The sequence below is a fragment of the Streptomyces olivochromogenes genome (assembly GCF_021538895.1).
Classification (GTDB): Bacteria; Actinomycetota; Actinomycetes; order Streptomycetales; family Streptomycetaceae; genus Streptomyces; species Streptomyces olivochromogenes_A.
The window spans coordinates 1-22470 of record NZ_JADDRL010000064.1; the positions used below are offsets into that span (position 1 = coordinate 1).

The 22470-nt window shown below is 67.4% G+C and carries 26 protein-coding genes and 7 pseudogenes; 22 read left to right on the forward strand and 11 right to left on the reverse strand.

Annotated features, from left to right (window positions below):
• The first annotated feature begins 274 nt into the window (after positions 1-274).
• Complete coding sequence (locus IPZ69_RS28350; RefSeq protein ID WP_235457427.1) at positions 275-832, forward strand: hypothetical protein; 558 nt, start codon at positions 275-277, stop codon at positions 830-832.
• A gap of 31 nt (positions 833-863) precedes the next feature.
• Positions 864-1400 (forward strand): hypothetical protein, encoded by a 537-nt coding sequence (locus tag IPZ69_RS28355; RefSeq protein WP_235457428.1) that lies wholly within the window; start codon positions 864-866, stop codon positions 1398-1400.
• A gap of 457 nt (positions 1401-1857) precedes the next feature.
• On the opposite strand, the gene IPZ69_RS28360 is transcribed toward IPZ69_RS28355, so the two are convergent.
• Entirely contained in the window at positions 1858-1998 is a 141-nt protein-coding gene (locus IPZ69_RS28360) for a hypothetical protein (protein WP_235457429.1), read from the reverse strand.
• Positions 1999-2048: 50 nt separating this feature from the next.
• On the opposite strand from IPZ69_RS28360, the pseudogene IPZ69_RS28365 reads away from it, so the two are divergent.
• Positions 2049-2585 (forward strand): annotated as a pseudogene (locus IPZ69_RS28365) (NAD-dependent epimerase); the annotation flags it as partial.
• Positions 2586-3155: 570 nt separating this feature from the next.
• On the opposite strand, the gene IPZ69_RS28370 reads toward IPZ69_RS28365, so the two are convergent.
• Together IPZ69_RS28370 and IPZ69_RS28375 are read right to left on the reverse strand one after the other, a co-directional pair.
• Positions 3156-3872, reverse strand: a complete 717-nt coding sequence (locus IPZ69_RS28370) for a hypothetical protein (RefSeq protein WP_235457430.1) — start codon at positions 3870-3872, stop codon at positions 3156-3158.
• 498 nt (positions 3873-4370) lie between these two features.
• Positions 4371-4535: pseudogene (locus IPZ69_RS28375) on the reverse strand (PRC-barrel domain containing protein); the annotation flags it as partial.
• Between IPZ69_RS28375 and IPZ69_RS28380 the strand changes: the two are divergent.
• Positions 4519-4849, forward strand: a pseudogene (locus tag IPZ69_RS28380) (ANTAR domain-containing protein); the annotation flags it as partial. The pseudogenes IPZ69_RS28375 and IPZ69_RS28380 overlap by 17 nt on opposite strands.
• 291 nt (positions 4850-5140) lie before the next feature.
• Here IPZ69_RS28380 and IPZ69_RS28385 read toward each other — a convergent pair.
• A pseudogene (locus IPZ69_RS28385) lies at positions 5141-5474 on the reverse strand (helix-turn-helix transcriptional regulator).
• 131 nt (positions 5475-5605) lie between these two features.
• Between IPZ69_RS28385 and IPZ69_RS28390 the strand changes: the two are divergent.
• The 9 genes and pseudogenes from IPZ69_RS28390 to IPZ69_RS47510 all read left to right on the forward strand — a co-directional run bounded on the left by IPZ69_RS28390 (position 5606) and on the right by IPZ69_RS47510 (position 11668).
• Complete coding sequence (locus tag IPZ69_RS28390) at positions 5606-6418, forward strand: ANTAR domain-containing protein (RefSeq protein ID WP_235457431.1); 813 nt, start codon at positions 5606-5608, stop codon at positions 6416-6418.
• Between the two features lie 262 nt (positions 6419-6680).
• Entirely contained in the window at positions 6681-6995 is a 315-nt protein-coding gene (locus IPZ69_RS28395; protein ID WP_235457432.1) for a PRC-barrel domain containing protein, read from the forward strand.
• A 97-nt stretch (positions 6996-7092) separates the two neighbouring features.
• Complete coding sequence (locus IPZ69_RS28400) at positions 7093-7248, forward strand: hypothetical protein (protein ID WP_235457433.1); 156 nt, start codon at positions 7093-7095, stop codon at positions 7246-7248.
• Between the two features lie 524 nt (positions 7249-7772).
• Complete coding sequence (locus IPZ69_RS28410; RefSeq protein WP_235457434.1) at positions 7773-8198, forward strand: gas vesicle structural protein GvpA; 426 nt, start codon at positions 7773-7775, stop codon at positions 8196-8198.
• Entirely contained in the window at positions 8195-8944 is a 750-nt protein-coding gene (locus tag IPZ69_RS28415; RefSeq protein ID WP_235457435.1) for a GvpL/GvpF family gas vesicle protein, read from the forward strand. Before IPZ69_RS28410 ends, IPZ69_RS28415 begins: the two co-directional genes overlap by 4 nt.
• 45 nt (positions 8945-8989) lie before the next feature.
• Positions 8990-9064 (forward strand): annotated as a pseudogene (locus IPZ69_RS28420) (gas vesicle protein GvpG); the annotation flags it as partial.
• Between the two features lie 261 nt (positions 9065-9325).
• On the forward strand, positions 9326-9589 hold the full coding sequence (locus IPZ69_RS28425; RefSeq protein WP_235457436.1) for a GlsB/YeaQ/YmgE family stress response membrane protein: 264 nt from the start codon (positions 9326-9328) through the stop codon (positions 9587-9589).
• Positions 9590-9920: 331 nt separating this feature from the next.
• Complete coding sequence (locus IPZ69_RS28430) at positions 9921-10097, forward strand: DUF5133 domain-containing protein (RefSeq protein WP_235457437.1); 177 nt, start codon at positions 9921-9923, stop codon at positions 10095-10097.
• Positions 10098-11542: 1445 nt separating this feature from the next.
• Positions 11543-11668 carry a DUF6480 family protein gene (locus tag IPZ69_RS47510; RefSeq protein WP_308407553.1) on the forward strand — a complete coding sequence of 42 codons (126 nt, stop codon included), beginning with the start codon at positions 11543-11545 and terminating at the stop codon, positions 11666-11668.
• A gap of 121 nt (positions 11669-11789) precedes the next feature.
• On the opposite strand, the gene IPZ69_RS47900 is transcribed toward IPZ69_RS47510, so the two are convergent.
• From IPZ69_RS47900 to IPZ69_RS28445, 3 genes are all read right to left on the reverse strand, one after another.
• A complete protein-coding gene (locus IPZ69_RS47900) occupies positions 11790-11954 on the reverse strand; it encodes a hypothetical protein (RefSeq protein WP_374294109.1) in 165 nt (54 codons plus the stop codon).
• A complete protein-coding gene (locus IPZ69_RS47515; protein ID WP_308407550.1) occupies positions 11954-12091 on the reverse strand; it encodes a hypothetical protein in 138 nt (45 codons plus the stop codon). The genes IPZ69_RS47900 and IPZ69_RS47515 overlap by 1 nt, the downstream gene beginning before the upstream one ends.
• Positions 12092-12789: 698 nt before the next feature.
• Positions 12790-13017, reverse strand: a complete 228-nt coding sequence (locus tag IPZ69_RS28445; protein ID WP_235457438.1) for a DUF5133 domain-containing protein — start codon at positions 13015-13017, stop codon at positions 12790-12792.
• A gap of 432 nt (positions 13018-13449) precedes the next feature.
• On the opposite strand from IPZ69_RS28445, the gene IPZ69_RS28450 reads away from it, so the two are divergent.
• Positions 13450-14010, forward strand: coding sequence for a hemerythrin domain-containing protein (locus IPZ69_RS28450; protein WP_235457439.1), 561 nt, complete (start codon positions 13450-13452; stop codon positions 14008-14010).
• 227 nt (positions 14011-14237) lie between these two features.
• Positions 14238-14423 (forward strand): hypothetical protein, encoded by a 186-nt coding sequence (locus IPZ69_RS28455; protein ID WP_235457440.1) that lies wholly within the window; start codon positions 14238-14240, stop codon positions 14421-14423.
• A gap of 113 nt (positions 14424-14536) precedes the next feature.
• On the opposite strand, the gene IPZ69_RS28460 is transcribed toward IPZ69_RS28455, so the two are convergent.
• Positions 14537-14863 carry a plasmid stabilization protein gene (locus IPZ69_RS28460; RefSeq protein ID WP_235457442.1) on the reverse strand — a complete coding sequence of 109 codons (327 nt, stop codon included), beginning with the start codon at positions 14861-14863 and terminating at the stop codon, positions 14537-14539.
• 158 nt (positions 14864-15021) lie between these two features.
• Here IPZ69_RS28460 and IPZ69_RS28465 point away from each other — a divergent pair.
• The 4 genes and pseudogenes from IPZ69_RS28465 to IPZ69_RS28480 form a co-directional block, all read left to right on the forward strand.
• Positions 15022-15544: pseudogene (locus IPZ69_RS28465) on the forward strand (ornithine decarboxylase); the annotation flags it as partial.
• Between the two features lie 157 nt (positions 15545-15701).
• On the forward strand, positions 15702-16016 hold the full coding sequence (locus tag IPZ69_RS28470; protein WP_235457444.1) for a hypothetical protein: 315 nt from the start codon (positions 15702-15704) through the stop codon (positions 16014-16016).
• Positions 16017-16476: 460 nt separating this feature from the next.
• The gene (locus tag IPZ69_RS28475) at positions 16477-17601 is read left to right on the forward strand and encodes a G1 family glutamic endopeptidase (protein ID WP_235457445.1); all 1125 of its coding nucleotides are present in this window, start codon (positions 16477-16479) and stop codon (positions 17599-17601) included.
• Positions 17602-17917: 316 nt separating this feature from the next.
• Positions 17918-18130 (forward strand): hypothetical protein, encoded by a 213-nt coding sequence (locus tag IPZ69_RS28480; RefSeq protein ID WP_235457446.1) that lies wholly within the window; start codon positions 17918-17920, stop codon positions 18128-18130.
• Positions 18131-18242: 112 nt separating this feature from the next.
• Here the strand turns inward: IPZ69_RS28480 and IPZ69_RS28485 are convergent, their stop codons facing one another.
• Positions 18243-18569, reverse strand: a complete 327-nt coding sequence (locus tag IPZ69_RS28485) for a plasmid stabilization protein (RefSeq protein ID WP_235457447.1) — start codon at positions 18567-18569, stop codon at positions 18243-18245.
• A gap of 259 nt (positions 18570-18828) precedes the next feature.
• Here IPZ69_RS28485 and IPZ69_RS28490 point away from each other — a divergent pair.
• Positions 18829-19236, forward strand: a pseudogene (locus IPZ69_RS28490) (ornithine decarboxylase); the annotation flags it as partial.
• A 48-nt stretch (positions 19237-19284) separates the two neighbouring features.
• Here the strand turns inward: IPZ69_RS28490 and IPZ69_RS28495 are convergent.
• Both IPZ69_RS28495 and IPZ69_RS28500 read right to left on the reverse strand, forming a co-directional pair.
• The gene (locus IPZ69_RS28495) at positions 19285-19653 is read right to left on the reverse strand and encodes a DUF6479 family protein (protein WP_235457448.1); all 369 of its coding nucleotides are present in this window, start codon (positions 19651-19653) and stop codon (positions 19285-19287) included.
• 499 nt (positions 19654-20152) lie between these two features.
• Positions 20153-20353, reverse strand: coding sequence for a hypothetical protein (locus IPZ69_RS28500; RefSeq protein ID WP_235457449.1), 201 nt, complete (start codon positions 20351-20353; stop codon positions 20153-20155).
• Between the two features lie 335 nt (positions 20354-20688).
• Between IPZ69_RS28500 and IPZ69_RS28505 the strand changes: the two genes are divergently transcribed.
• On the forward strand, positions 20689-21645 hold the full coding sequence (locus IPZ69_RS28505; RefSeq protein WP_235457450.1) for an LLM class F420-dependent oxidoreductase: 957 nt from the start codon (positions 20689-20691) through the stop codon (positions 21643-21645).
• A 10-nt stretch (positions 21646-21655) separates the two neighbouring features.
• Positions 21656-22276, forward strand: coding sequence for a cysteine hydrolase family protein (locus tag IPZ69_RS28510; protein ID WP_374294120.1), 621 nt, complete (start codon positions 21656-21658; stop codon positions 22274-22276).
• Positions 22277-22470: the final 194 nt, after the last annotated feature.

A 22470-nucleotide genomic window follows, 5' to 3' on the forward strand; every position in this document is an offset into this window, starting at 1 on the left:
CTTCTGTTAGGGCCAGTAAGCCTTTCTCTCCGTTGAACCGCTTCACCGTTCCCAGCGCCACCGAGCCGACGCTGACCCGGGCGGGACATGATGCCCTCGACGCGGAAGGGCGCGGGGTCCGGAGCCCGGTTGGAGTCGCCAACCCCGTGACGGCACGGAGCCGAGGCACACACCGTACTGATCGCCTCAACAATCGATCAGCACGGAAAGGGTGACCGGTCGGTAAATGGTGACTCGGGAGGTGTATTTCCCTACCCCAATGGAGCGTGAACCCATGTCCACAGGAACGCTTCTAGCGATCATCATCGCGGTCGTGGTGGTCCTCGCCCTGGCCGCCGTGACGGTCTCGCTCATGCGGCGACGCCATCACCTCCGGGAGCGCTTCGGCCCGGAGTACGAACGAACCGTCGAGGGCTCCGACAGCCGACTCGCTGCCGAGCGTGACCTCAGGCAGCGCGAGAAGCGGCACGATTCGCTGGACATCAAACCGCTACCCCCAGTCTCGCGTGACCGCTACACACGGGAGTGGAACAGCGTCCAGGAGGAATTCGTGGACCGGCCGCAGGACGCGGTGCACGACGCGGACCGGCTGGTGACCTCCCTGATGCACGACCGCGGCTACCCCACGGAGGGGTTCGACCAGCAGACGAAGGACCTCTCGGTGGAACACGGACGCACCCTCGAGCACTACCGTGCCGCGCACGAGGTCGAGTCCCTCAGCAATCGAAGCCAGGCCACGACCGAGCAGCTGCGGGGCGCCATGGTGCACTACCGCGCACTGTTCGACGAGTTGCTCTCCGACGGCGGCCGGGCCCAGCCCGCCCGGTCCTGACACCCACCCGACTCGGTATGGAGGAAACACCATGCACAGCAACGACGACACGGGCCGCACCACCGGCGGCCTGACCACCGAAGACCTCGCGGAGCCGTCCGGCGCCGCCACGCAGACGCCAGGACAAACAGAGGAGACCTCTTCCAGGGCCCCCACCTACCCCGGCGAGAGCACCCCCACGACTGACACGCACAGCCCCGCCAATGCGGCCGACCGGGACCGGCCCCCCGGCGAGAGCTCCGACACCACAACCGGCGCCGCCGGCACCCCGAATGCCTCGGGCACCTCGGACGACGAGACTCCGCAGCTCCTGATGGAGGACGAGGACCGGGACTTCCGCGACCGTTGGCAGAAGATCCAGAACCAGTTCGTGGACGACCCCCGCGAGGCCGTGCACGACGCCGACGCGCTCGTCGCGGACGTCATGCAAACCCTGGCCACCACATTTGCCCAGCACAAGAAGGAACTGGAAGGCCAGTGGGGACAGGGCGAGCAGGTGGACACGGAAGAGCTGCGCCGGGCCCTGCGTCGCTACCGCTCCTTCTTCAACCGGCTCCTCAGCACGTAAGACTCCTTCTCCCAGGCCGGGCCAGAACAGGAGGGCCGTCGCCCCGCCCACGTCTGCGACACCGGCATGCCGTGGCTTGGCCGACTCCTCGATCAGGCAGGCCAGATTACGCCGCGAGGCTGTGTGCCGAGTCTTCGGCAGCCGACTCAGCCGCGGTCCAGCGTCTCGCGGGGCGCACGCCGGTATGTGCTTCGATAGAGAGAGGCGAAGCGGCCCGGTTTGTAGAAGCCCCAGCGCGCGGCGATCTCCATGACCGTGGCGCCTCATTGCAGATCCGCATGGCGTACGGCAGGTCGGTCGGTGCGAACAGCACCCCATCGCCAGGACCGAAGGAATCCTCGACTCCCTGGAAGGTGGGGTCGCGCACGGTACCGTCGTGGACGAGGCACAGGCAGAACTTGCCGAGCGGCGTCACCGAGTAGCCCTATCTCGAAGCCAAGGTCGATTTCGTCGATGCTCACCGAGTCGATGGCGGTGCGGTCATGCGGGCTCGACTGGGGCCGGGCGTGTTGTTGCCGATGCGCATCCTGGCGTAGGCACGGCTGAGGAAGTCCTCGGTCGTCGCCAGGGCGTCGCTGTCGAAGGTCAGCGTCTCCATGGATATCAGTCGCCCGTTAGCCACTCCGTCATGGGCCGCTGAGCAGGTTTGTTTCGTTGGTGCGCATGCGCCCCGTCTTCCTCTTCAAACGGGAGCCGGCAAGCGAACAGCGCCGCATCTTCGGCGGCCGCTACCTGCCAGGCCCCCTGGCCCGGCCCGAACTGCTTCCCTTCCTGTCCGACATACCCGGCCTGCGGGTGCAGGCCCTGCACACCGACGACGCCGCCCGGGCCGACCGGCTCGCACTACGCTCGCCCCAGGCCCGCGGCGCCTTCAACCTCTCCGCCGAGCCCTCGGTCGACGCCGATGTCCTCGGCGCGATGCTTGGTATGCGACGCGTGCGGCTGCCACGTACAGGGGCCCGATCCGCGATCGCCGCCGCCTGGGGACTGCGCCTGCTTCCCGCATCCCCTCACCTCTTCGATGCAGTCCTGCGACTCCCCTTGATGGACTGCACACGCGCGCATACTCAACTGGACTGGCAGCCGGACCACACCGCGACCGAGGTACTGCAAGAGTTCCTGAACGGGATGCAGCACGGGGCAGGCACAGACACCGAACCGATGCAAGGCCACAAAGTCGGCTGAACGCAGCCGGGGGTGTACGCCTGACTGCACCTCGCAGACGTGCTCTGCCAAAGTCGCCGACCGCGGCATGTGCTGATCAGGACCATGACGACCCCATCTTCCGGTCTCGCTTCAGGGCTCCGCAGCGCGAACCGTGTTTCCTCCCGTCCCAACTGAGCTGAGGGCTGTGTTCTCGCGTCCCTTCAACCAGGCCGGGGCCACCGTGGAGATCCAGCAGCGTCACCGCGACAGTGCGAGCGTGCCACCTCTTCCTTCAGACAGCCGAGACAAACAAGGCCATGGGCTCGACCGCGACCGGCCGGTCGATGATCCGCGGCCAGCGGAACAGCCAGACCGCGCGCCGGCGCTTCTCCACCTGGAGCGACGAGCGCGCTATGCGGCATCCTCCCCAGCTCACGCATCACCTCGCCCTCACGCCCACCCACGAGGAGACCGCCCGAACGTTTGCCGGATCATCAACGGCGTGCCGAACCGCCTTCGTCGGGACCTGCTCTCACAGGGGAAATCGCGAGCATCTGCCTTGCGCGTTGAACCAGCGGCAAACAGAACCGCTGCCGCGATGAGGCGCCGTTAGTGCAGGATGCTGACAGCGCGGGCGATCACGAGGAGCGAGGTGACCAGCGCGGAAACGCTCTGGACGCTCATCATGACCTTGGCGCGGGTAGACAGCGGCATGGTGTCTGTCGGGCTGAAGGCAGTGGAATTGGTGACGGACACATACAGGTAGTCCATCAGAGTGGGGACCCAGTCAGAGGTGCCACTGGCACCATCGGCGACTTCCTGAACGGAGTCGTCGTTCTCGTCCTGCGAGAACCGGAAGTCTGCAAGAGGCAACTCGGTACGGGGCGCCTGGGTGCGGGTTACCGGGCCGCCCCTGTCCAGTTCCCAGTACGCCAGACCGAAGACGATGATGTTGGTGAGCCAGACCTGTAATGCGGCCACCAGCAGCGAGCGGCCGTCCTTCACCCCGGCGTACACCAGCTCATGGACCAAAATACCGAGGGCGACGACATTGCTCGTCGCAATGACGGCAACGAGGGTCAAGGACAGCACGCGAAAGGCCCTCGTCTGTCGTGTGAGGCGTTTCGGGTTGATCGCAACGAGCGGTACGAGCAGAAGAAATTCCAGAGCGGGCAGCACATACCGGGGAGCGATCAGCAGCCGCTGCGGCAGACCCAGATACAACATGATCGCGGCAAGGGTCGCGACCACCCCCGGCAGCCGTGCTTCCCCTCTCCGCTCATGGCGAGGATGCCTGGTCTGGGCCTCTTCGCGCGGACGCGCCATATCCCCCTCCACTCGCACCTGCCGATCAACCGGGGAACGGAGTGTACCCACGGCAACTTCGCAACAGGCCTGCAGCCACACCCCGCAGAGCTGGCAAGTGCGTACTCGGTGCCGCGCCAGCCGCCGGACGCCTACTCCCGGATGACCGTGCATCTACGCCACATGATCGGCGCAAGTACGACGCCCTGCTCCACCCGAAGTCGGGACAGACGGAAGACCCGGATGTGCATCAACATCCCCGAGATCGAGGGGAAGCTACCCGGTAGCATGTCCGGGCGCCGCGACGGGAAGCCCCACTCTTCGCCGGTCGAGGGATCTGCGCGGGTGTAGTGGCTGCGGCGGTCGGACAGCGGCGCGGGGCAAGCGGGGCGGACTTCCGCGCATCGCAGGCCGAGTGCCAGCGCCCGTCCGTGAACCGGCCCGGTCGCGGAAACGGCGGTCACTGCTGGGACAGCCAGCCAAAAGGAGAGCTGCGGAGCATGGGAGTAGGCCCGAACTCGACTCACCGACCTCGTCGGAGTGCTTGTCGACCTTGCCGGTGCTGCCGTCGGTCGCCTCGACCTTGTAGCCGGTCAGATCGGCTCCGGCCAGGTCGCCCGAGGCCGACCTGAAACTCCACACATGCTCAGCCACGCGAAAACAACTCCTCGGCGTGGGCAGCATGATGGGCTACCTGCTGTATACCGACGACGAAGACCTCGGCGTGAACCTCTACGCGCGAAAGCCCGGCGCGTTCACCGAGGGCAGCGAGCTGGCCGGTTGGCTGCTGGCCTCCCACGCCGCCGTCGCCTTCTCCAAACAGGCCGTCGCCACCCGCCACACCATCGGCGATGGCTATGGCTATGGGCATCCTCATGGGCAGCCGCCACCTCACCCAAGAAGAGGGGTTCGACGTCCTGCGCCGCTACTCCCAGAAAACCAACATCAAGCTCCGAGGGGTCGCCCGCCGACTCTGCGAACGAGGCAGCCTCCCGTGACCTCGAACGGGCGGCTTCCCCGGCACGTCGTCTGAACCAGAGAAGCCTGGGCCTGGCCAGCCCCATGGCCGCTGAACCCGGCCTACACACCAAGTCCCCGGCCCCACCACCCCCACACGCCATACAGGGCGAAAAGCCGATCCACGCCCGGATGCCCTTCGAACGCGGCCTCACAGCCGCCTCCCCCGGCTGGCGCACTGTGCCTTGGCGGACTGCGGCGAAGCCACGTGAGCGCCGTCGCCGGCCGGTCGCCCGGCGCGTGCGGCGGCTCCGTCGCAACGGATCAGGCTGTCATCGGGTTCTCTTGGCCTGGTCGGCGTGCTCAGTGTCGTGCTGGACCAGGACGGAGAGCAGATCCGCCGCGGTCAGCGCCGCCTCGGCCGGGTGGCGCAGGGGATTTCCCGGCCGGATGCGGTAGGCGTTGAGACCGTCCCTCACGCCGGTGGGTGAGGTAGCCACCCGCCTCTAGGTCAGAAATGATCTTCTGGACCGCGCGTTCGGTGAGCCGGCAGTGCGCGGCGATGTCGCGGACGCGGGTCCGGCGATTGCTCGCGATCGCGGCGAGCACCCGGGCGTGGTTGGTCAGGAAGGTCCACCCTGTGTGTCGTACGGGTACTTCTCCCATACAGCCAAGGTAGTCCCGGTTCGTTCACGTATACAAAAGCCTGAATTAGATTTCCCGTATTTCTTGACAGGCTACGTAGGCGGGCAGAGCCTGGATGCGGAAGGAAGTGGACGCCGACGGAAGAGGCGGCCATGCGGGAGCTGAAGCTTCCCGGCCAGCAGGCCAGGGAGGTCGAGATCATGAGCAGATCACCGGTCCACTGCGCCGCGGCGCAAGCAGCACCGCGGGCTCTCCTGATCGGGGTCTCCGCCCGCGGCGGGCGCCTGCTCGTGACCATCCGCGGCGACCTTGACATCAGCACGGAGAAAACCGTGCAGACCGTGCTGCGGGCGGCCGTAGGGAAGAGCAGGCACGGGGTCGATCTCGACCTCAGCGGCACAGGGTTCTGTGACGCTTGCGGTCTGAACTGCTTCCTCACCGCCCGGCGCCGCGCCCTGGCAGCCGGCAAGACAGTGACCATCCGGGCCGCCAGTCCCGTGGTGCAGCGTCTGCTGAGCGTGACGGGCATGTGGCCCCTGTTCACGCTCCAGCGCTGTCCGGCAGGCCTGTCCTGCTGCGGCCCCGAAGCGAGCGCAGAACATCAGGAGGATGCCCTGGACGAGAACGAGCACCTGCGCACCGAGGTCGTCCAACTGCGCCAGGCGATGCAGACGCGCCCCGTTATCGATCAGGCCGCAGGGATCCTCATGGCCACGTTCAGCCTCACCGCCGAGGACGCCTGGCAGGTGCTGGTCACCATCTCCCAGAGCACCAACACCAAACTCGTCCACGTTGCCGAGAAACTGCTCACCACAGTTCAGGGCCAACCGCTCCCCGAGGAAGACCAGCAGTACGTGGCCGCAGCCGTCGACGCCCTCCGCGCCGCAGATACGACCTCCGATCCCCCGCAACCAGAACACCCCGTGCCCGAGGAAGAGGCCGGCGGCCGCGGGACGCCGTCGTGAACCGGCCCAGCCCCTGCAGTGGCGGACGACCGTCTGATCGCCGGAGCCATGCCGGGCGCGGGGTCTCGCCAGAACCGCTCGGCCATGCGTGGGCCGCAAGAGACCAGGTCACGTGCCCAGCTGACCAGCGGTCAGAGTGACGTGAAGAGGTGGCCCCCCGCAGCCACTCTTCCTCTCGGGTGCGGTGCCTGCGGGAGGCGCGGGCCGCAAGGATCAAGGCATGATCCATTCAGCCGATATCCGCGAGTGACGCCACCAGGACGTGATCGATCCCAAAGGACACAAGATCGGAGCCCCGGAAGCGGTCTATGTCGACACCACCACCGACACGCCGACGATGGCCACCGTCCGTACCGGACTTCCGACCCGGCAGCGACTCGTCTTCGTATCCGTCGACGAGGCAACCCTGGGCCCGGGCTACGTGAAGGTGGCGCACCCGAAAGGACTGGTCAAGAAGGCGCCGTCCATGGGCGTGGGCGACGTCCTGCCCGCAGAGCGGGAAGAAGAGGCCTTCAAACACTACGACCAGCCTTACGAGCCAGGCGCTGGACGCGGGCGCTGCCTCGCACGCCAGTGACCAGGCTTCATCTCCGCAGAAGGGCCAAGCTCTGGCCGGATCGCTGGTCACTGCGCGGGCTCATCGCGCGCAGCACAGGGCCAAGGATGTGCTCACCATGGCCCTTTTCCTGTGCCTGATCATCGTGGCCATCGTCCTGGGACTCATCGGCGCGGTGGCGCAGGGGCTCACCTACCTCCTGATCATCGGCATCGTGGTCTTCGTGGCGGACCTGGCCCTGGTCGGCAGGCGCTGGTCCCAGCGCTCTCATTGACACCTCCTCCGCTGATGCCACCGCACAGCATCCGGGCGGCACGGCCCGCCGCTGCGCTGCGCGTTAGAAGATCCGAAGGCGCGGCGATATCGCCCCTTTCGGCCTTTCTGACCGGTGGGCGGGCATGCTCCGCCGCGGCCGCGCCCTGGGTCCGGCCCGACGCCGGCTCCGAGCACTGAGTGGCTGCAGATGCCGTGCCTGCGCCGGCCCGACGGACCGCCGAAGCACGCGCCTCAAGGTTTGGCCAACGCCCTCCCGGCCACACGGAGGGGAGAGATGGCAGTGCCGAAGGCCGGCTGATTGTTGGAGGTGGAAGTCCTCGAACTCACCCCGGGTTAACGATGAGCCTGATGGTGAGCTGCCACATGGAGCTTGACGCGCGGGGACAGCTCGCTCACTGGCTATCGGCGCTTCCGCCGCTACGAACGCGGGCGGGCGGACACACACACGCCCGGCGGCCGTTAGGCCGCTCACGACCCGACAGAAGGTCACGGCCCTTACACGCACAAGGAGGCGCGGTCGGCATGACCGTAGTCCCGCAGCAAACCGGCGGAGGCGCCAGCAGCCTCTACGACGTACTGGAACTCGTCGTCGACCGGGGGCTCGTCATCGATGCGTTCGTACAGGTCTCCCTGGTCGGCATCGAGATCCTCGAGATCGACGTGCGGGTCGCCGTGGCCAGCGTCGACACCTACCTGCGCTTCGCCGAGGCGTGCAACCGGCTCGACCTCGAGGCCGGCCCGCGCAAGAGCCCTGGTCTGCCCGACATGGTCGGCGAGATCACCGAATCCGGCGCCCGCGGCAAGTCCAAAGGCGCGCTGTCCGGCGCCAGCCAGACCGTCTCCGACGCTTTCAAGCAGGCACGTGACGAACGCTCGGGCGACGAGGCCGAGGCCGAACCGCGGCCCCGCAAGCCCACAGCCGCCCGCAGGAAGGAGGAGCAGGAGTGAGCACATACGTCTACGCCATCAGCGCGAGCTCGCACCCGGCGCTTCCCGACGGCATGGGCGGCGTCGGCGACCCGCCGCAGCCCGTACGCATCCTGAAGGAGGGGGACCTGGCCGCCATCGTCAGTGACGCCCCCGAGGAGCTGCGCCCCAAGCGCAGGGACCTGCTCGCCCACCAGAATGTGCTGGCCAAGGCGGGCCGGGCCGGGTGCGCACTCCCCATGCGGTTCGGCAGCGTCGCCCCCAACGACGCCACGGTCACCGATGTGCTTGCCGAGCGTACCGAGCACTACCAGGAGCGGCTGCGGGCGCTGGACGGCAAGATCGAGTACAACATCAAGGCCAGCCACGTGGAGGAGGCCGTCCTGCACCGGGTGATGGCCCAGAGCCCGGAGCTGCGCGCGCTCGCCGACGCCAGCCGCATGGCGGGCGGCGGAAGTTTCGACGACAAGATCCGCCTCGGTGACATGCTGGCGGCCGCGGTCAAGGCCCAGGAGGCCGAGGACGCCGCCGAGGTCCCGCGTCTGCTGGCGCCGGTCACCCATGCGGTCAGCGTGGGCCCCGCGTCCACAGGCTGGCTGGTCAACGTCTCGTTCCTGGTGGACGGTGACTCGGCCGGGCAATTCCTGGCCGCCGTCGAACGGGCCCGCACATCCCTCCCCCACCTGGAGCTGCGGGTCAACGGACCGCTACCGCCGTTCTGCTTCGTCGAGCCCACGGGCACCACGGCCAGCGCCGGAGCGGAATAAATCCCCGCGAAACGGAGGGAGTAGCAGAGGGGACCGGTCGGTGAGGTGTGTCTGCTGCCGTTCGCGCCGGTGCGCGGCAGCGCGTGGATGACCGGACAGGTGCCCCGCGAGGCAGAGCGGAGTCCCTGTACTCGGCCGCGGGCCAGACAATCAACGCCCACTGGCGGCAGCTCCGGCACTCCAGCGCGCAATTCAGCATCCGCCATACGCCCCCGATGCCCGAAGCCTCACCGCCAGCCGACCCGCCCCGTTTCCCCTGGCGAAGAGTGCGGGTCCGATCGCTATGAAGGTGCGCAACGACCGAAGCGGCAACGCAGAGGCGAATGTTGACGGCTCCTGTGGGCACTCGTGGGTCACCAACTCGTGAGGGGTGCCAGCCGTATGGAAATCTCAGGCATCATCAGCGCGATCGTCATCGGTATCGTGATCGGCGTCCTCGGCCGGCTTGTCGTCCCCGGCCGTCAGCGCATCGGCATCCTGTGGACGATCGTGATCGGCATCGTCGCCGCCTTCATCGGCACCGCCATCGCATCGAGTATCGGTGTCGCCGACACCAAGGGCATCGACTGGATCCAATGGCTCTTCCAGATCGCACTGGCCGCCCTCGGCGTGGCCGCCCTCAGCAAGGTGAAACTGCGCCGCTGACAAGCCGCATCACCCCCACGCAGCGCCTTGCCGGCGGACCTGGCCATGTCCGCTGGACTGGATGCTCCGCGAGTGTTGGCGGTGCCCTGCCGAGGCAGCGGCTGGGCCGCCTCGCCGCCGGCTAAAGCGCCGCTCCTCGCAGGACCTCACCAGGGCGAGCGCCCGCAGTACGCCCCAGCGCAGCGGCCACCGCCAGGTCGCAGGTGCGCCCCCGGCTCGATGCGCCCGGTTCCCCAAGGCTTCCCAGTCCCGAGGTGCGCCAGACACTGACGGTTGCGACCGTGTGAGTGAGCAAGGACCGTCCGGACGGACGACGACGGAGGCAGGCACCATGCTGACGGCGTATCCTCCGCTCTCCGGCGGCGGCCCGCTGATCGCGCGTCAGCTCGAGGACGCGACATACACACTGTGTGTACTCACCGGCACCCGCCAACTGGACACAACCCTGTTCGTAGCCCGCCGACAGCTGGCCGACGCCATGACACAGAACGGTTCCCCGCCCCGCTGAACAGCGCCTGCACCACACAGGGAGCCACCCCCCGCTGCCGGGCCTGCAGGTGTCAGCCACAACAGCGGGCCGCGGTGCAGAAACGCCGTCGCGAGCGATCCCGGCCCATGCCACCCGGGATCGCTGCCCGCCATGTCACCACACCCACGCGCGTAAGCGCCTCGGACACGCCTGTAGCACCCCGTCCGGCCAGCCAGCACCACAAGTGCGGGCGCCGAGGGTCGGGCGGGGCTCGGGCCGGTCACGATCCTGTGGCGCGGACATCACGGGCTGGCCCGTGACAGTCGCCGACGGCGGGCTGCCTCGTTGTCATGACGTGAGCAGTATGAGCGGGAGCAAGAACTGTGAGATCTTTGCCGGGCTGAGTGGCGCCTACTGGCGGGACGCATCCGGCGGCGAGTGCCGTTGCTGCGGTGAACTGCAGGCAGCACAACGCGAACAGCAGCCGACAACGGCCGGTGAGGGCAATGTGCCGGACCGGTGGGGCGCTTTGCGTGCGGTCATACTCCCGGTCTCGGTCCTCACCGTGACCTCCGCAGTACTGGTGGGATTCCTCGCCTGAAGCCGTCCTTATTGCAGCGTGCAGGGCAAGCCGTTGCGGACGGGGAAATGTGCCCGGCATGCGGTGTACTGGTGGATACCTGGGCCAGGGGTTCGACGTGCAAGCCGGACGCCAGAAAGGCCACCTCAGGCAGGCATTCCGGCACCACATCGGCGCGGTCGTCTTCGCCAGCGTCCTCCTCTCGGCGGGGGCCCTGCCTCTTCAGGCCCCCCGCCGGCTCCCCCCGGGCCACGCTTGGAGCGCTCGCGTGACACTGCGACCTGTCGGCCGCACGGCATCCTCCACCCTGGCAGCCAGCACTCGGCCTGAGATCGTGGGCGGGATGCCGCAATTGGGCCAGCCCACTCACGAGCCGGGGACATCCGGGTGCGCCGTTTCCGGCTCCGCCTGGGGCGCCGGTGGCGGAGGGAACAAGAGATCTTCGTACAGACTCAGTGCAAGCACCACAGCCAGGAGCATCACTGGAACGAGCAGGCCCACCACGACGGCCATGGCGCCTCCCGGGGCACAGCAGTGATCACGGGAACGGCAGCGGATCCGCCCCCAGCTTGCTGCCGAACGGGGGAACACAGCGCGCCGGACCGGCATTGCGATAGGCCATTCGGGTGACATACCCCGCGTCACACACCACCGGCGCCTCGCATGCGACGACCGGCGCCTCCGAAGAGAAACGGGTACCCCGCCGTGCCGCTCCGCCCTTGCACAAACCGATCACGGTGTGCCCGGCACTGCCCATGCCGACCAGCCCCAGCTCGCCCGGAGCCGAGAGGAGCGGACGTCATGACCAGCCCCGATCCCGAGCCGATACGCACTCCGGGACTCGAACCCGGCGACAACGTACCCCCCCGATGAGACCCCGCCCGCCGAAACCGGTATCTCCGGCATCTCCCACCCGGAGCCACCCAAGCTGCGCAAGGGATGGGGACCCATGCCGCTCGTCCTGATCATGCTGGTGGTGGTACTGATCGCGATCGGCCTGATCGCGATGGTGGTGGCCTTGATCGTCTAGACCAAAATCGCCGGAACTCACCCCGCTCCCGCACGTACGACGCCAGCGCTGGGGCGCGCCGCGGAACGCTCGCGTTTCCTGTGGTCCGCGCCGAACCGAGGCCGACGGGCTGGGAGCCCCTTCAGCCGGGCCCCGGCTGCCGATGAGGATCCGGCGTCGGTGCCACGATGTGAGAGTGCCAGGCTTCCGGGTCTTCCTCAGCGACCAGGACGCCGAGGGACACCAGGCCGACGGGCGGGCCGTCCGCGTCGACGACCGGAAGGCTCCGGACCGAGTGTTCGCGCATCACGCCGGCTGCCTGATCGACCTCCTGGTCCGCGCCGACGGCTCGTCACGCATCAGCCGCGCCACATCGGTGACCAAGGCACCGGTCTCCACGGACACCGGTGTGCCGGTCATGATGTCACGCACGTGCTGCGCCATGTCGTGTCCCCTTTCCGCAGGTGTCGCGATGCCATCCACCGCTGTCGGTCCGCCGAGTACCCCTGCGCCGGAATACGCACGCCGCGATCCTGCCGCTGGCCTGCCCGCGGGGCAGTCGACGACCGCGGGTCGTGCAGGAGGCCGGATAGAAAGCCCGCCACGGGATCCGAGTCACGGATGGGGGGACAGGGCGACTACGAGGACACCCCGTGAGCGACACGATGGATGGGTGGGAGAAAGCGACGAGAGCAGTGCGAGCGAGGCGGAGCTCATCTTCGGTCTGCAGGAAGAAGTCAGCCGGCTGAAGGAAGCCGTCGTCGGGCCCAAGCCCCCGACCACGCCCGAAGACGGCTGGTCAGTTACACGAGCCGGGCCGCCATGAGAGCCACAGTGCGGCAGGGCCCACAGCCCTCCCCGCCCCCGCCGAGCCTTTGTGATCAGGGGCTCAGATGACGACCACCCATGGTCGGCACTTCCCCAGCGCGAGCATCCAAGTCCTCACCGTGCCCTGACCACCAGCCGTCGTCACGCAGAGTCCCGGATGTAGAAACAGCATCCGGTCTGGTCGGGACCTTCGGGGGGCGACGGCACCCTGCGGCAGACGCCACGTCACACCCAGCCAGCGTGCGAGAACTCCCGCCGGACGCCGGGGAGCGGCGGCCTGGTCCGCGCACTGCTTGGCAGGCACGCGTGGAAATTCAGACGGGAACGAGGGAATCGTCGTGTGGGCGGGCGCCGGGCAACTGGTACCTGGCGGCGATGAGAGCGGCGTCGACGTCGCGGGTGCCAGTGGACACACACAACGTGTAAGCGACGTCGTCCATGCGCCGACGGACCTCCACACTGCCGTCCTCGGCATGCAGGATCCGCAGCGCGTCGTACTGCTCAACCAGGTTCCACAGGACCGCTGGGTGCGCCATCAGCATCAGGAGCCTCCCCCTCTTTTCAGTCGTCACATCTGCCGTACCTCGCCCCGGTTACCCACAGCCCGCACCGTCATACCCGGGCGTTCCGACAGCGGCCGCGCTGGCATGGAGTGCGGCGGGAGCAGGCACCTGGTGGTCCGGCAGACAGAACCCGTTCAGCCGCGTGCCGCACACCCCCGCTCGCCGGACCGAACGTAAGTTCCCGGCGCCCGACGTCCGAGACAGGACAGGCGGGCGTGGCTCCTGCCCGGCGCACGCCGGTTTGACGCGCCCTGCCGATTGCCGGGAACTGGCCTGTTGTCGCATGGACGGTGCCCACCGACTGGGTGAGGCGCACGCGCGAGGATCACTTCGCTGCCCCGCTGGGGGGATGACTGTCTGGCGGGGCGGGAACCCGGCCCCGACAGCGACCAACGAGAGGCGGAATGTGCGATGGGACATGGCGGAGATGTCATCGAGGAGCTGATGACCGACCACCGCGAGGTCGAGGAGATGTTCGGCCGGATCGAGTCGATGCCCGACGGGGCACAGCAACTGCGTGATCTCGTGGACGAGGTCACCATCGAGCTGGTGCGTCACTCGGTCGCCGAGGAGCAGCACCTGTACCCGGCCGTGCGCGAGTACATCGAGGGCGGCGACCAGCTCGCGGACAAGGAGCTCGCGGATCACGGCCGGGTCGAGAAGATCCTCAAGCAGCTGGAGAAGACGGACGCCGACGCCCCCCAGATGAACCAGCTGCTGCAGCTGCTCATGGAAGAGGTGTCCACGCACGTCCAGGACGAGGAGACCAACCTCTTCCCGAAACTGCGCCAGACCTGCACCGCCGAGACGCTCGACGATCTGGGGAACAAGATCCGCCGGGCCAAGGCCATGGCCCCGACCCGCCCGCACCCCGCCGCCCCCGACACCCCGCCCGCGAACAAACTCCTCGCCCCGGGCGCAGGCCTGGTCGACCGGGCCCGCGACTTCCTCACCGGCCGCGGAAAATCCTGACGCCCGGTAGCCGGGGCCGCACCGCGACAGCAGCCGGCCCCGGGCCGCCCGCCCGGGACGCTCAACGCAAGGACGCCGGTCATGACACGAGCGCGGCAGCGCAGCTTCCGCGCAGATACCTTCCCCGCGCTTGTCGCCACCTGAAACTGCCGTTGCACGCGCCCGTCGCATCAGGTGCGGGCGCTGTTGTGGCAGGTGAGGGTGGGAGGGTGGATGAACATCGAGTGATGGTGCAGCCGCCCGACGAATCGGGCGGGCGTCGAGTGCATGTGGACGCGAAGACCGTTGGTACCGCGCACGGCCTGCATGACCTGCTGCTACTCGGCCAGGCCGGGCTTACGTCTTTGGACGAGGTGGCCGTGGCCGAACACCCGCTCATCGAGTGGCACGGAGGAGGGCCCGAAAAGCTCTGAACGTGCCGATCAGCTCTCCACCGAAACGGGCCTTCAATCTGGAATCCATCCGGGCTCGTCCGGACAGCTCCTCAAAACCGTATGGATTCCGCCCGGCCCGACGTCACCTGGTGTCAGCGGCCGAGGACGTTCTCCATCTGCCGCTTGGTCATCGAGGAGCGCCCGTGGATGTCGCGCTTCTTGGCTTCCTCATACGGCTGGTCCTTGGTCGGCCCCTCCGAGCCGCTGTGCCAACGCTGCCCACCACGCTGGGGCGCTGACTTACCGTCGCGGGTGGAGGACTTGCTGGCCGTCTTCGACTCGCCCGACCTCGCCCGCTCCTTGTTCACCGTCCGCGCGGCGATCTCCTTCGCCCTCCTGGTCGACTCGCCACGGTCCTGGGCGCTCTTCTTGACGTGCTCGTACTGCCGCTCCCGCTTGGAGCTGGATCCGGTCTGCATCGTGGTTCACTTCCCTTCCTGACAACGCGAACCCCGCCCTGGTACGACGAAGGCACTCGGCCCGGGTTCAGGGATATCTCCCCCGCCCCTGCTGCACTTGTCCGTGCCGTGGGCATGCCCGCCCTTCGCCTCTGCCTGACAGTGGCTTGAGCTCGGCGCTGTCCTGGGGCCATGACGAAGCGCCCGTACTCGACGCGCTCGCCCGCTACCACGATGTCGACGAGCCGGGATTCACGCCCCCCGGTCACAAGCAGGCACGTGGCGCGGACCCCCGCGCACGGGCTGCACTTGGGGACACCGTGTTCTTCGGCGACGTCCTCGCCAGCGGCGGCCTGGACGACCGGCTCACCCGGGGCCGCGTCCTGAAGCGGGCCGAGGAGCTCATGGCCGACGCGGTCCACGCCGACCACACGTTCTTCTAAAACCTGCGGCAGTTCCCTGTCGGTCAAGGCCGCCACGCTGGCGGTGACCTGCCCCAGCCACCGGCTCCTCGCCGGACGCGACGCCCACAAGTCGGTCGTCGCCGGGCTCATCCTCTCCGGCGTCGAGCCGGTATGGGTGGGACCCCGATGCGACGCCAAGCGGCACATCGCCCATCCCCCATCGGCGGCCGCCTACGACCAGGCCTTCACGCACCACCCCGATGCCCACGGAGCCCTGGTCACCAGCCCGACCCCGTACTTGGCAACGAAAGGGATCCAGAAGGAACTCCACCAGAAGCTCAAGTCCCTTACCTGAAAGCAGATCCCGCTGCAGGGCCGCACCCGCGACACCGGCCATGGCCGCTGCGAGGTCCGCCGCATCATGGTGTGCACGGCGAACAGCCTGAGCTTCCCCAGTGCCCGCCAGCCGTCCAGCTCAAGCGCCGCCGAGTGGACCGCAAGACCGGCAAGGTCAGCATCAAGACCGTCTGCGCGACACCAGCCTCGCTGCGGAACAGACCACACCCGCCAAGCTCGCCCGGCTGATCCGCAGCCACTGGAAGATCGAAGCCCTGCACCACGTCCGAGACGTGACGTTCGCCGAGGACGCCTCCCAGCTGCGAACCGGCTCCGCTGCTCTTCGCCTCGCCGGGAAGAGCAGCATCGCCGCCGGCCTCCAGCACAACGCCCGCGACGCCAGCTGGCCGCTCGCCCGCCTCGGACTCACATGATCACGAAACGGGTCACACGACTACGCCGAAGCCCTGCGGTCACCTGCGTGGCTGCCGGGCCGGGCCCACACACAAAGCATTCCTGAATCCCGCCCGTTACCTCATCCCAACTCGGCTCGTTGCGTGAGCCGTTGTAGACCCGAAGGAGCCTTGGCCCGGTTCGACAACCAGCCAAACCTGTGATTTGCTGAAATAAATCGAGAGCCGTCCCGATGTTGCGGATATCTAAGGACGGAGTGCGAGTCGACTCAGATCACTTACCCCGTTCAGGAGTGCCGTCGAGACAGCGGATCACTTGGCGAAGGGGTTGTTTGCCGTGTCGACCTATGACACTCTACTCGCCTCCGATCAAGTCCACCGTTACACGGTTCCACCTGGTCTAGAGACTCAAATTACGGTCCAGACTCTACCAAATGCCAACTGCCGGATTTATTCAGGGCAAGAAGACGGCCCATACCTCTTGGCCATTTCCGACCCTGATGGGTACCTTGAGTTCTCTGTTCGACCATTGGGCAAGAGTACCGAGATCGCTCGGCTGCACATTGATGCGGCAACTGACAGCCAAGGTGCCCAGCACCTGCTGGAAATCCGGTCCAGCAATCATCCGACCCCTGACATGCCAACACCGCCCGAACGACCTAGACCGTTGCGCGGGCGAGGGGTTCGCACGAGCCCTCCTCTAGGGTTGGACGAATGCCTGAGCCTGTCTGACGAAGAAATCTTCGAGCGCGGCTACCCACTCCGGCCGAACCCTGACGTCGCACCTATGGCATTCAACTCCTGGCGTCGGTTCGTCTCAGCTCCGGTCACTTTTGTGGAGCCGCAGATCGCCTCCCGCCCAGATATCGCGCGGACGCATCGGAAAATGAACCAGAACCTCGACCCGCAGTCATTGCAAGAATCAGACAACTGGAGCGGGTATCAGCTGATTGACGAGCCCGGCACATACGACTGGGTGTATGCCGAGTGGCATCTCCCCGGCGCAGGAGCAGGACCCTTCAATCCCCATACCTACAATGCCTTCTGGGTCGGCCTGGACGGAACCGGAACTCGAGACTTGGTCCAGGCCGGAACCGAAGGAAACGGAATCGTAGACGGCACTCTCTGCACGAGCACCTTCTTTGCCTGGACAGCACTGCTGCCTGAACAATGGGCTGCGCAACAAATAACCAACTTCCCGCTCAGGATCGGCGACAACATTCAGTGCGCGGTCCAGACTGCAAATAGCGAAGCGGATGTACCCTCTATTGGAGGGGCACTGGCCATCTTCTCCCTTGCCAACGAGAGAACGCATCAGTACACCCGCGTCACGACACCGCGAAAGTTCACAGAGGTGAGCGGCTCTCAAGCAGACTGGATAATGGAACGGCCGACCGTAAACGGTGGTCACTCCGACTTGGCCACATACAACACAGCCACCATGAAATTCCCGTTGGCAGACCGCGAAAATCCATTGGAAGAGGTGGGCTACCTGGAAGCGCCCAACGATCAAATCACGATGGTCAGCCAAGAAGGACGTACGCTGTCTACCGTCACTCCCATAGACAACGACACAATGCAGTTCACGTGGCACAACTTCAAATAACAAAGCAATGGAGTCAAGTGATTGATGCGCTGCTGGATATCGAGCAGCCTCTGTCGTATAGGTGACTTTACGGGGCATGATGATCGGGCCGAACAGGCTCTGGCAGGGTCTACAAGGCAAGAGCCAGGTCCCCTTGCCGCGCCCGATCCCACAGCCAAGCCAGCAGACGCAAACCTCTTCGCGATAGAAGCTCGCCGCATCGCCTCTCTCCGGGGAGAGTTGCCCCCAGAGCACTTCACGGGGCACTGCGCTCACAAGAGCGACGGACCATCCACACCAGGGTGCGGGCGCTGCAGTGGCAGGTGAAGGTGGCAGGGTGGATGAACATCGAGTTGTGGTGCGCCCGCCCGACGAGTCGGGCGGGCGCCGAGTACAGGTGGGCGGGAAGACGCTGGGCACCGCGCACTGCCTGCATGACCTGATGGGGCTACTGGAGCAGGCCGGTCTGGAGCCTTTGGACGAGGTCGCTGTGGCCGAGCACCCGCGGATCGAGTGGCACGGAGGAGGGCCCGAAGTCTGGAAGCCCTGAACTTGCCCCCAACCCACCCGAAACGGGCCTCGGGTCTGGTTGCCCACCTGAGCATGCGGCCCCACCCCACCCAAAACCTGAGAGCTTCCGCCCGGGGCCAAGGCCCCAGGGATCAGCGGCCCAGCGCTTTCTGGAGCTGCCGCTTGGTCATCGTGAAACGGCCCTCGATGTTGCGCTTCTTGGCCTCTGCGTACAGCTGGTCCTTGGTGGGCCCTTCCGCGCCGCTGTGCGAGCGCTGCCCGCCGCGCTGCGACGCCGACTTCGGGTCACGCATGGAGGACTGGCCGGCGGTCTTCGACTCGCCCGACCTGGCCCGTTCCTTGTTGACCGTCCGCGCGGCGATTTCCTTGGCTCGCTTGGTCGACTCGCCACGGTCCTCAGCGCTCTTCTTGATGTGTTCGTACTGCCGCTCCCGCTTGGAGCTGGATCCGGCCGGCATCGTGGTCACTTCCTTTCTGCCACCGCGGACCCGTCCTGGTTCGGCGAAGGCACTCGGCACGGGTTCAGGCATGGTCGGCGCGCTGGTCCGGCGGGACCCCGCCGCCCTCTCCCCCCGCCCTTGCTGTCCTTGTCCGTGATTGCGGGCCCCGAGTTCCCCGGAGTTACCGTGACGACGCATGCGACGCACACTGCCGGCCCGCACCCGTCCAAAGAGCTGCCTGGCATGCCCGCCCCGGCTTCGGGAACCGCTTCCCACCATGGGTTCGCACCACGACGAAGCGCCCGTCCGCTACGCCCTCATCCGCTACCACGATGTCGGCGAGCTGGGATTCACGCCGCCCGGCCACAGAGACGCGGCGTGAATCCCCGCGCCCGGGCAGTCCTCGGGGACGCCGTGTTCTTCGCCGATGTTCTGGCCAACGGCGGACTGGACGACCGGCTGGGCCAGGGCCGCGTCCTGAAGCGGGCCAAGGATCTCATGGCCGACGCGGTCCACGCCGACCACACGTTCTTCTCAAACCTGCGGCAGTTCCTTGCCGGTGAAGGCCGCCACGCTGGCGTTGACCTACCCCGGCCACCGGCTCCTCGTCGGGCGCGACGCGCACAAGTCGGTCGTGGCCGGGCTCATACTGTCCGGCGTCGAGCCGGCGCGGGCGGAGTCCCAGTGAGACACCTTGCGGCACATCGCCCATCCCCGTCGGCGGACACCTGGGCTACGTCGCGCCGCTGCCTCCGCTTCCGAACGATCCGCTGGAGCCAGGCTGCCAGCGGGGACGGGTCTGGTTCCGGTTCGGCCTACTGGGGGCGTTTCCGAGCTGGTAGGGAGTGAGGCGATCGGCCTCCCCCGCCGCCCGGGGCACTTCGTTCGGCTCACGTATGTTCCGTTCCTCATGCACCGGCCCCTCGCGGGGCAACGTCGGCTGCTCCGCGGGCCGGGGCGGTGCGGACTCCCGGTGGCGTACGCGGATACCGAGGCGTACGGCCCCCACGAGTGCGGCCGTAACAAGCAGGCCGAAGACGACGATGACGACCATCCCCGCCGCCGAGCCGGCGGCGGCCAGTTCCTGAGATGTCGTGTTCATCGGCCCCGGGTACCCGCTGCCTGGCCCCACATACCCAGCGGCGAGGGTGGCGGACGGCGCGGACACTAGGCCCCGGTAGCGTCACCACGAAGGAAACAGACAGCCATTTGCCCGTCCTATGCGTGCGCCCTCCGGCGGCAGGGGCAGTGCCGACGAACGCGACGTCGGCTGCTGGCCAACCACATGCAGATCGGTCATCAGCACCGCGCTCCGCCCGCTTCTCGGCGAGGGCTCCCTTCGCGTGCCGTTCGCAGGCCGCGCCGCAGCTCGGCGTAGGGCACGACGACACCGAGACGATGACCTCGGCCAGCCCAGCCAGGTAGGCAGCGGGCAGCGGGCAGCGGGCAGCGGGCAGCGGGCAGCGGGCAGCGGGCAGCGGATGATCCATGGCCAAAGTCGCCAGTCCTGGGGACCAGGGCCGCCCGTGAAGGCCGGCGCCGAAAGCGCCAGCACTTCCAGGGAGCTGTGGATGTGCTGCTCGATGGGCCGGACCTCCCGTTCACCGACGGCGCAGCGACACGTCGTACACGGCCGTCGCTCCATGGGCCACGGCGGCACCGCCCATCACGGTGAGCACCAGCGGATTGACCCGGGCCAGCAGTCCCATCACCACAGGGATGCCGACCTCGGTCGTCATCAACGCGTGCACAGCGGACTCGCTGGTGCCGCTGGTGTGCTCGATCCGGGTCCGCCGGTGCATCCATCAGTCCGCAAGGCCAGGCACCACCCACAAGGAAAGAACCCAGTACAGCAAGAACCGGCGGCTCGCGTCCTCCGCCTCGGTGGACGTCACCGGAACCTGCAGATCGTCGGCCCGTCGCCTGTCCCGGCAGGTCCGCCAGGCGTGCCGGGGCAGTACGCGCAGCGCCATGGACACCTCAGTGACAATGACAAGGGTCCTGCGGCCCAGGTCTACAAACCGTCGATACCCGCCTCCGGTACTCCTCCTCATGCCTGCGACACCACGCACGACCCCCCGGTCGGTGGGTACTCGGAGCCGGACGGCAAAGCCACGGATGCGGTTCGGGAGAGACTATGGCGGGCTTCGGATACTTCCTGTCGTGTGAGGAGCACACCCCGGCGGAACTCGTCGAGCAGGCGCGGATGGCCGAGCAGGCCGGCTTCGAGTCGCTGTGGATATCGGACCACTATCACCCGTGGCACGACCGCCAAGGCCAGAGCCCGTTCGTGTGGTCGGTGATCGGGGCCTTGTCGCAGGCGGTATCACTGCCCGTGCAGACGGCGGTGACCTGTCCACTGGTGCGGACCCACCCCGCCGTGATCGCCCAGGCCGCCGCGACCAGCGCGGTCCAGCTGGGCGGGCGTTTCCGGCTGGGGGTGGGCACTGGGGAGGCGCTCAACGAGCACATCCTCGGCACGGTCTGGCCCGAGGCGCCGGTGCGGCTGGAAATGCTGGAGGAGGCCGTCCAGATCATGCGGCGGCTGTTCACCGGGGAGGAGATCAGCCACCACGGTAAGCACTACACCGTGGAGAACGCACGCCTGTACACGCTGCCGGACGAGCCGGTGCCGATCGACGTGTCGGCCTTCGGCCCCCAAGCCGCCGAGGTCGCCGCCCGCATCGGTGACGGCCTGATCACCATGGCGCCCGACGAAGCGATGGTGCAGCGTTTCCGGCGCGGTGGCGGCGGCACCAAACCGGTGTACGGCGGATTCAAAGTGTGCTGGGGGACGGACCAGCAGGAGGCGGTCCGCACCGCGCACCGCCTCTGGGCGAACGAGCAACTGCCCGGCGAACTCCCGCAAGTCCTGCCGACCCCGCGCCACTTCGAGCAGGCGTCCCAGTTGGTCACCGAGGAGCAGGTGGCGAAGGCCGTACCGTGCGGCGACGATGAAGACGTCCACGTCGAGGCGCTGGCTGCGTTCGTCGAGGCAGGTTTCGACAGCGTCTACGTCAACCAGATCGGCAAGGACCAGCAGGGCTTCTTCGACTTCTACCGCACCAGGGTCCTGCCACGGGTACGGGACTGACGGCAGGGTGATGGGTACGGTGAACGGCTCCGAAGCGACCGGCGGCACGGCGCTCGTCGTGATCGACATGATCAACACGTACGACCATGAGGACGCGGAACTGCTCATCCCTTCCGTCGGCCGCATCGTTCCCGTCGTCACAGATCTGCTCGCCCGTGCCCGGGACGCTGACGTGGCGGTCGTGTACGCGAACGACAACTTCGGCCTGTGGCGCTCCCACCACGGCGAGCTGCTGCAAAGGGCGCTGGATCGGCCGCACGCCGGGTTGGTCGAGCCGATACGGCCCGACGGCGAGTCCCTTTTCGTGCTGAAGGCCCGCCACTCCATTTTCTATGAGACACCCATGGCGTACGTGCTGTGGCGACTGGGCGTCACGCACCTGGTCCTGTGCGGCCAGGTCACCGAGCAGTGTGTTCTGTACTCGGCCCTGGACGCGCACATCCGGCACCTGAAAGTGACGGTACCGAGGGACGCCGTGGCCTCCATCCACCCCCATCTGGAGACTGCGGCCCTGGAAATGATGGAGCGCAACATGGGTGCCCGGATCGTGACGGCAAATGAGGTCGACTTCGCGGGCACCCGGAGTGCCGTACCGGACAGCTCCCCGGATCAGTGCCAAAACGGAACGTGAGCGAACACGGCCGCCGCACCACGGAGCGCTAGTACGACACGCTGTCCTTCACCGAAAGCCTCGCGCATGTCGTCGTCGGCCGAGCAACACACCGACCCACACGGCCCCCACACGCTGCTGCGCACAACGCGCCGGTACCAGGCGCGTTCCCAGCAACGGCCCACCGAAGCCTCTCCGGTGTGCGCGGATGCATC

Excerpts from the sequence above, each read along its gene's own strand:
- IPZ69_RS28500 (WP_235457449.1), bottom strand. The coding sequence starts at position 20,353 with ATGCACCGGCGGACCCGGATCGAGCACACCAGCGGCACCAGCGAGTCC.
- IPZ69_RS28350 (WP_235457427.1), top strand. The coding sequence starts at position 275 with ATGTCCACAGGAACGCTTCTAGCGATCATCATCGCGGTCGTGGTGGTC.
- IPZ69_RS28450 (WP_235457439.1), top strand. The coding sequence starts at position 13,450 with ATGGGACATGGCGGAGATGTCATCGAGGAGCTGATGACCGACCACCGC.
- IPZ69_RS28360 (WP_235457429.1), bottom strand. The coding sequence starts at position 1,998 with ATGGAGACGCTGACCTTCGACAGCGACGCCCTGGCGACGACCGAGGAC.
- IPZ69_RS28485 (WP_235457447.1), bottom strand. The coding sequence starts at position 18,569 with ATGCCGGCCGGATCCAGCTCCAAGCGGGAGCGGCAGTACGAACACATC.
- IPZ69_RS28370 (WP_235457430.1), bottom strand. The coding sequence starts at position 3,872 with ATGGCGCGTCCGCGCGAAGAGGCCCAGACCAGGCATCCTCGCCATGAG.
- IPZ69_RS28510 (WP_374294120.1), top strand. The coding sequence starts at position 21,656 with ATGGGTACGGTGAACGGCTCCGAAGCGACCGGCGGCACGGCGCTCGTC.
- IPZ69_RS28505 (WP_235457450.1), top strand. The coding sequence starts at position 20,689 with ATGGCGGGCTTCGGATACTTCCTGTCGTGTGAGGAGCACACCCCGGCG.
- IPZ69_RS28495 (WP_235457448.1), bottom strand. The coding sequence starts at position 19,653 with ATGAACACGACATCTCAGGAACTGGCCGCCGCCGGCTCGGCGGCGGGG.
- IPZ69_RS28400 (WP_235457433.1), top strand. The coding sequence starts at position 7,093 with ATGGCCCTTTTCCTGTGCCTGATCATCGTGGCCATCGTCCTGGGACTC.
- IPZ69_RS47515 (WP_308407550.1), bottom strand. The coding sequence starts at position 12,091 with ATGGCGCAGCACGTGCGTGACATCATGACCGGCACACCGGTGTCCGTG.
- IPZ69_RS28410 (WP_235457434.1), top strand. The coding sequence starts at position 7,773 with ATGACCGTAGTCCCGCAGCAAACCGGCGGAGGCGCCAGCAGCCTCTAC.
- IPZ69_RS28425 (WP_235457436.1), top strand. The coding sequence starts at position 9,326 with ATGGAAATCTCAGGCATCATCAGCGCGATCGTCATCGGTATCGTGATC.
- IPZ69_RS47900 (WP_374294109.1), bottom strand. The coding sequence starts at position 11,954 with ATGCGCGAACACTCGGTCCGGAGCCTTCCGGTCGTCGACGCGGACGGC.
- IPZ69_RS28355 (WP_235457428.1), top strand. The coding sequence starts at position 864 with ATGCACAGCAACGACGACACGGGCCGCACCACCGGCGGCCTGACCACC.
- IPZ69_RS28445 (WP_235457438.1), bottom strand. The coding sequence starts at position 13,017 with ATGCTGATGGCGCACCCAGCGGTCCTGTGGAACCTGGTTGAGCAGTAC.
- IPZ69_RS28460 (WP_235457442.1), bottom strand. The coding sequence starts at position 14,863 with ATGCAGACCGGATCCAGCTCCAAGCGGGAGCGGCAGTACGAGCACGTC.
- IPZ69_RS28430 (WP_235457437.1), top strand. The coding sequence starts at position 9,921 with ATGCTGACGGCGTATCCTCCGCTCTCCGGCGGCGGCCCGCTGATCGCG.
- IPZ69_RS28390 (WP_235457431.1), top strand. The coding sequence starts at position 5,606 with ATGCGGGAGCTGAAGCTTCCCGGCCAGCAGGCCAGGGAGGTCGAGATC.
- IPZ69_RS28455 (WP_235457440.1), top strand. The coding sequence starts at position 14,238 with ATGGTGCAGCCGCCCGACGAATCGGGCGGGCGTCGAGTGCATGTGGAC.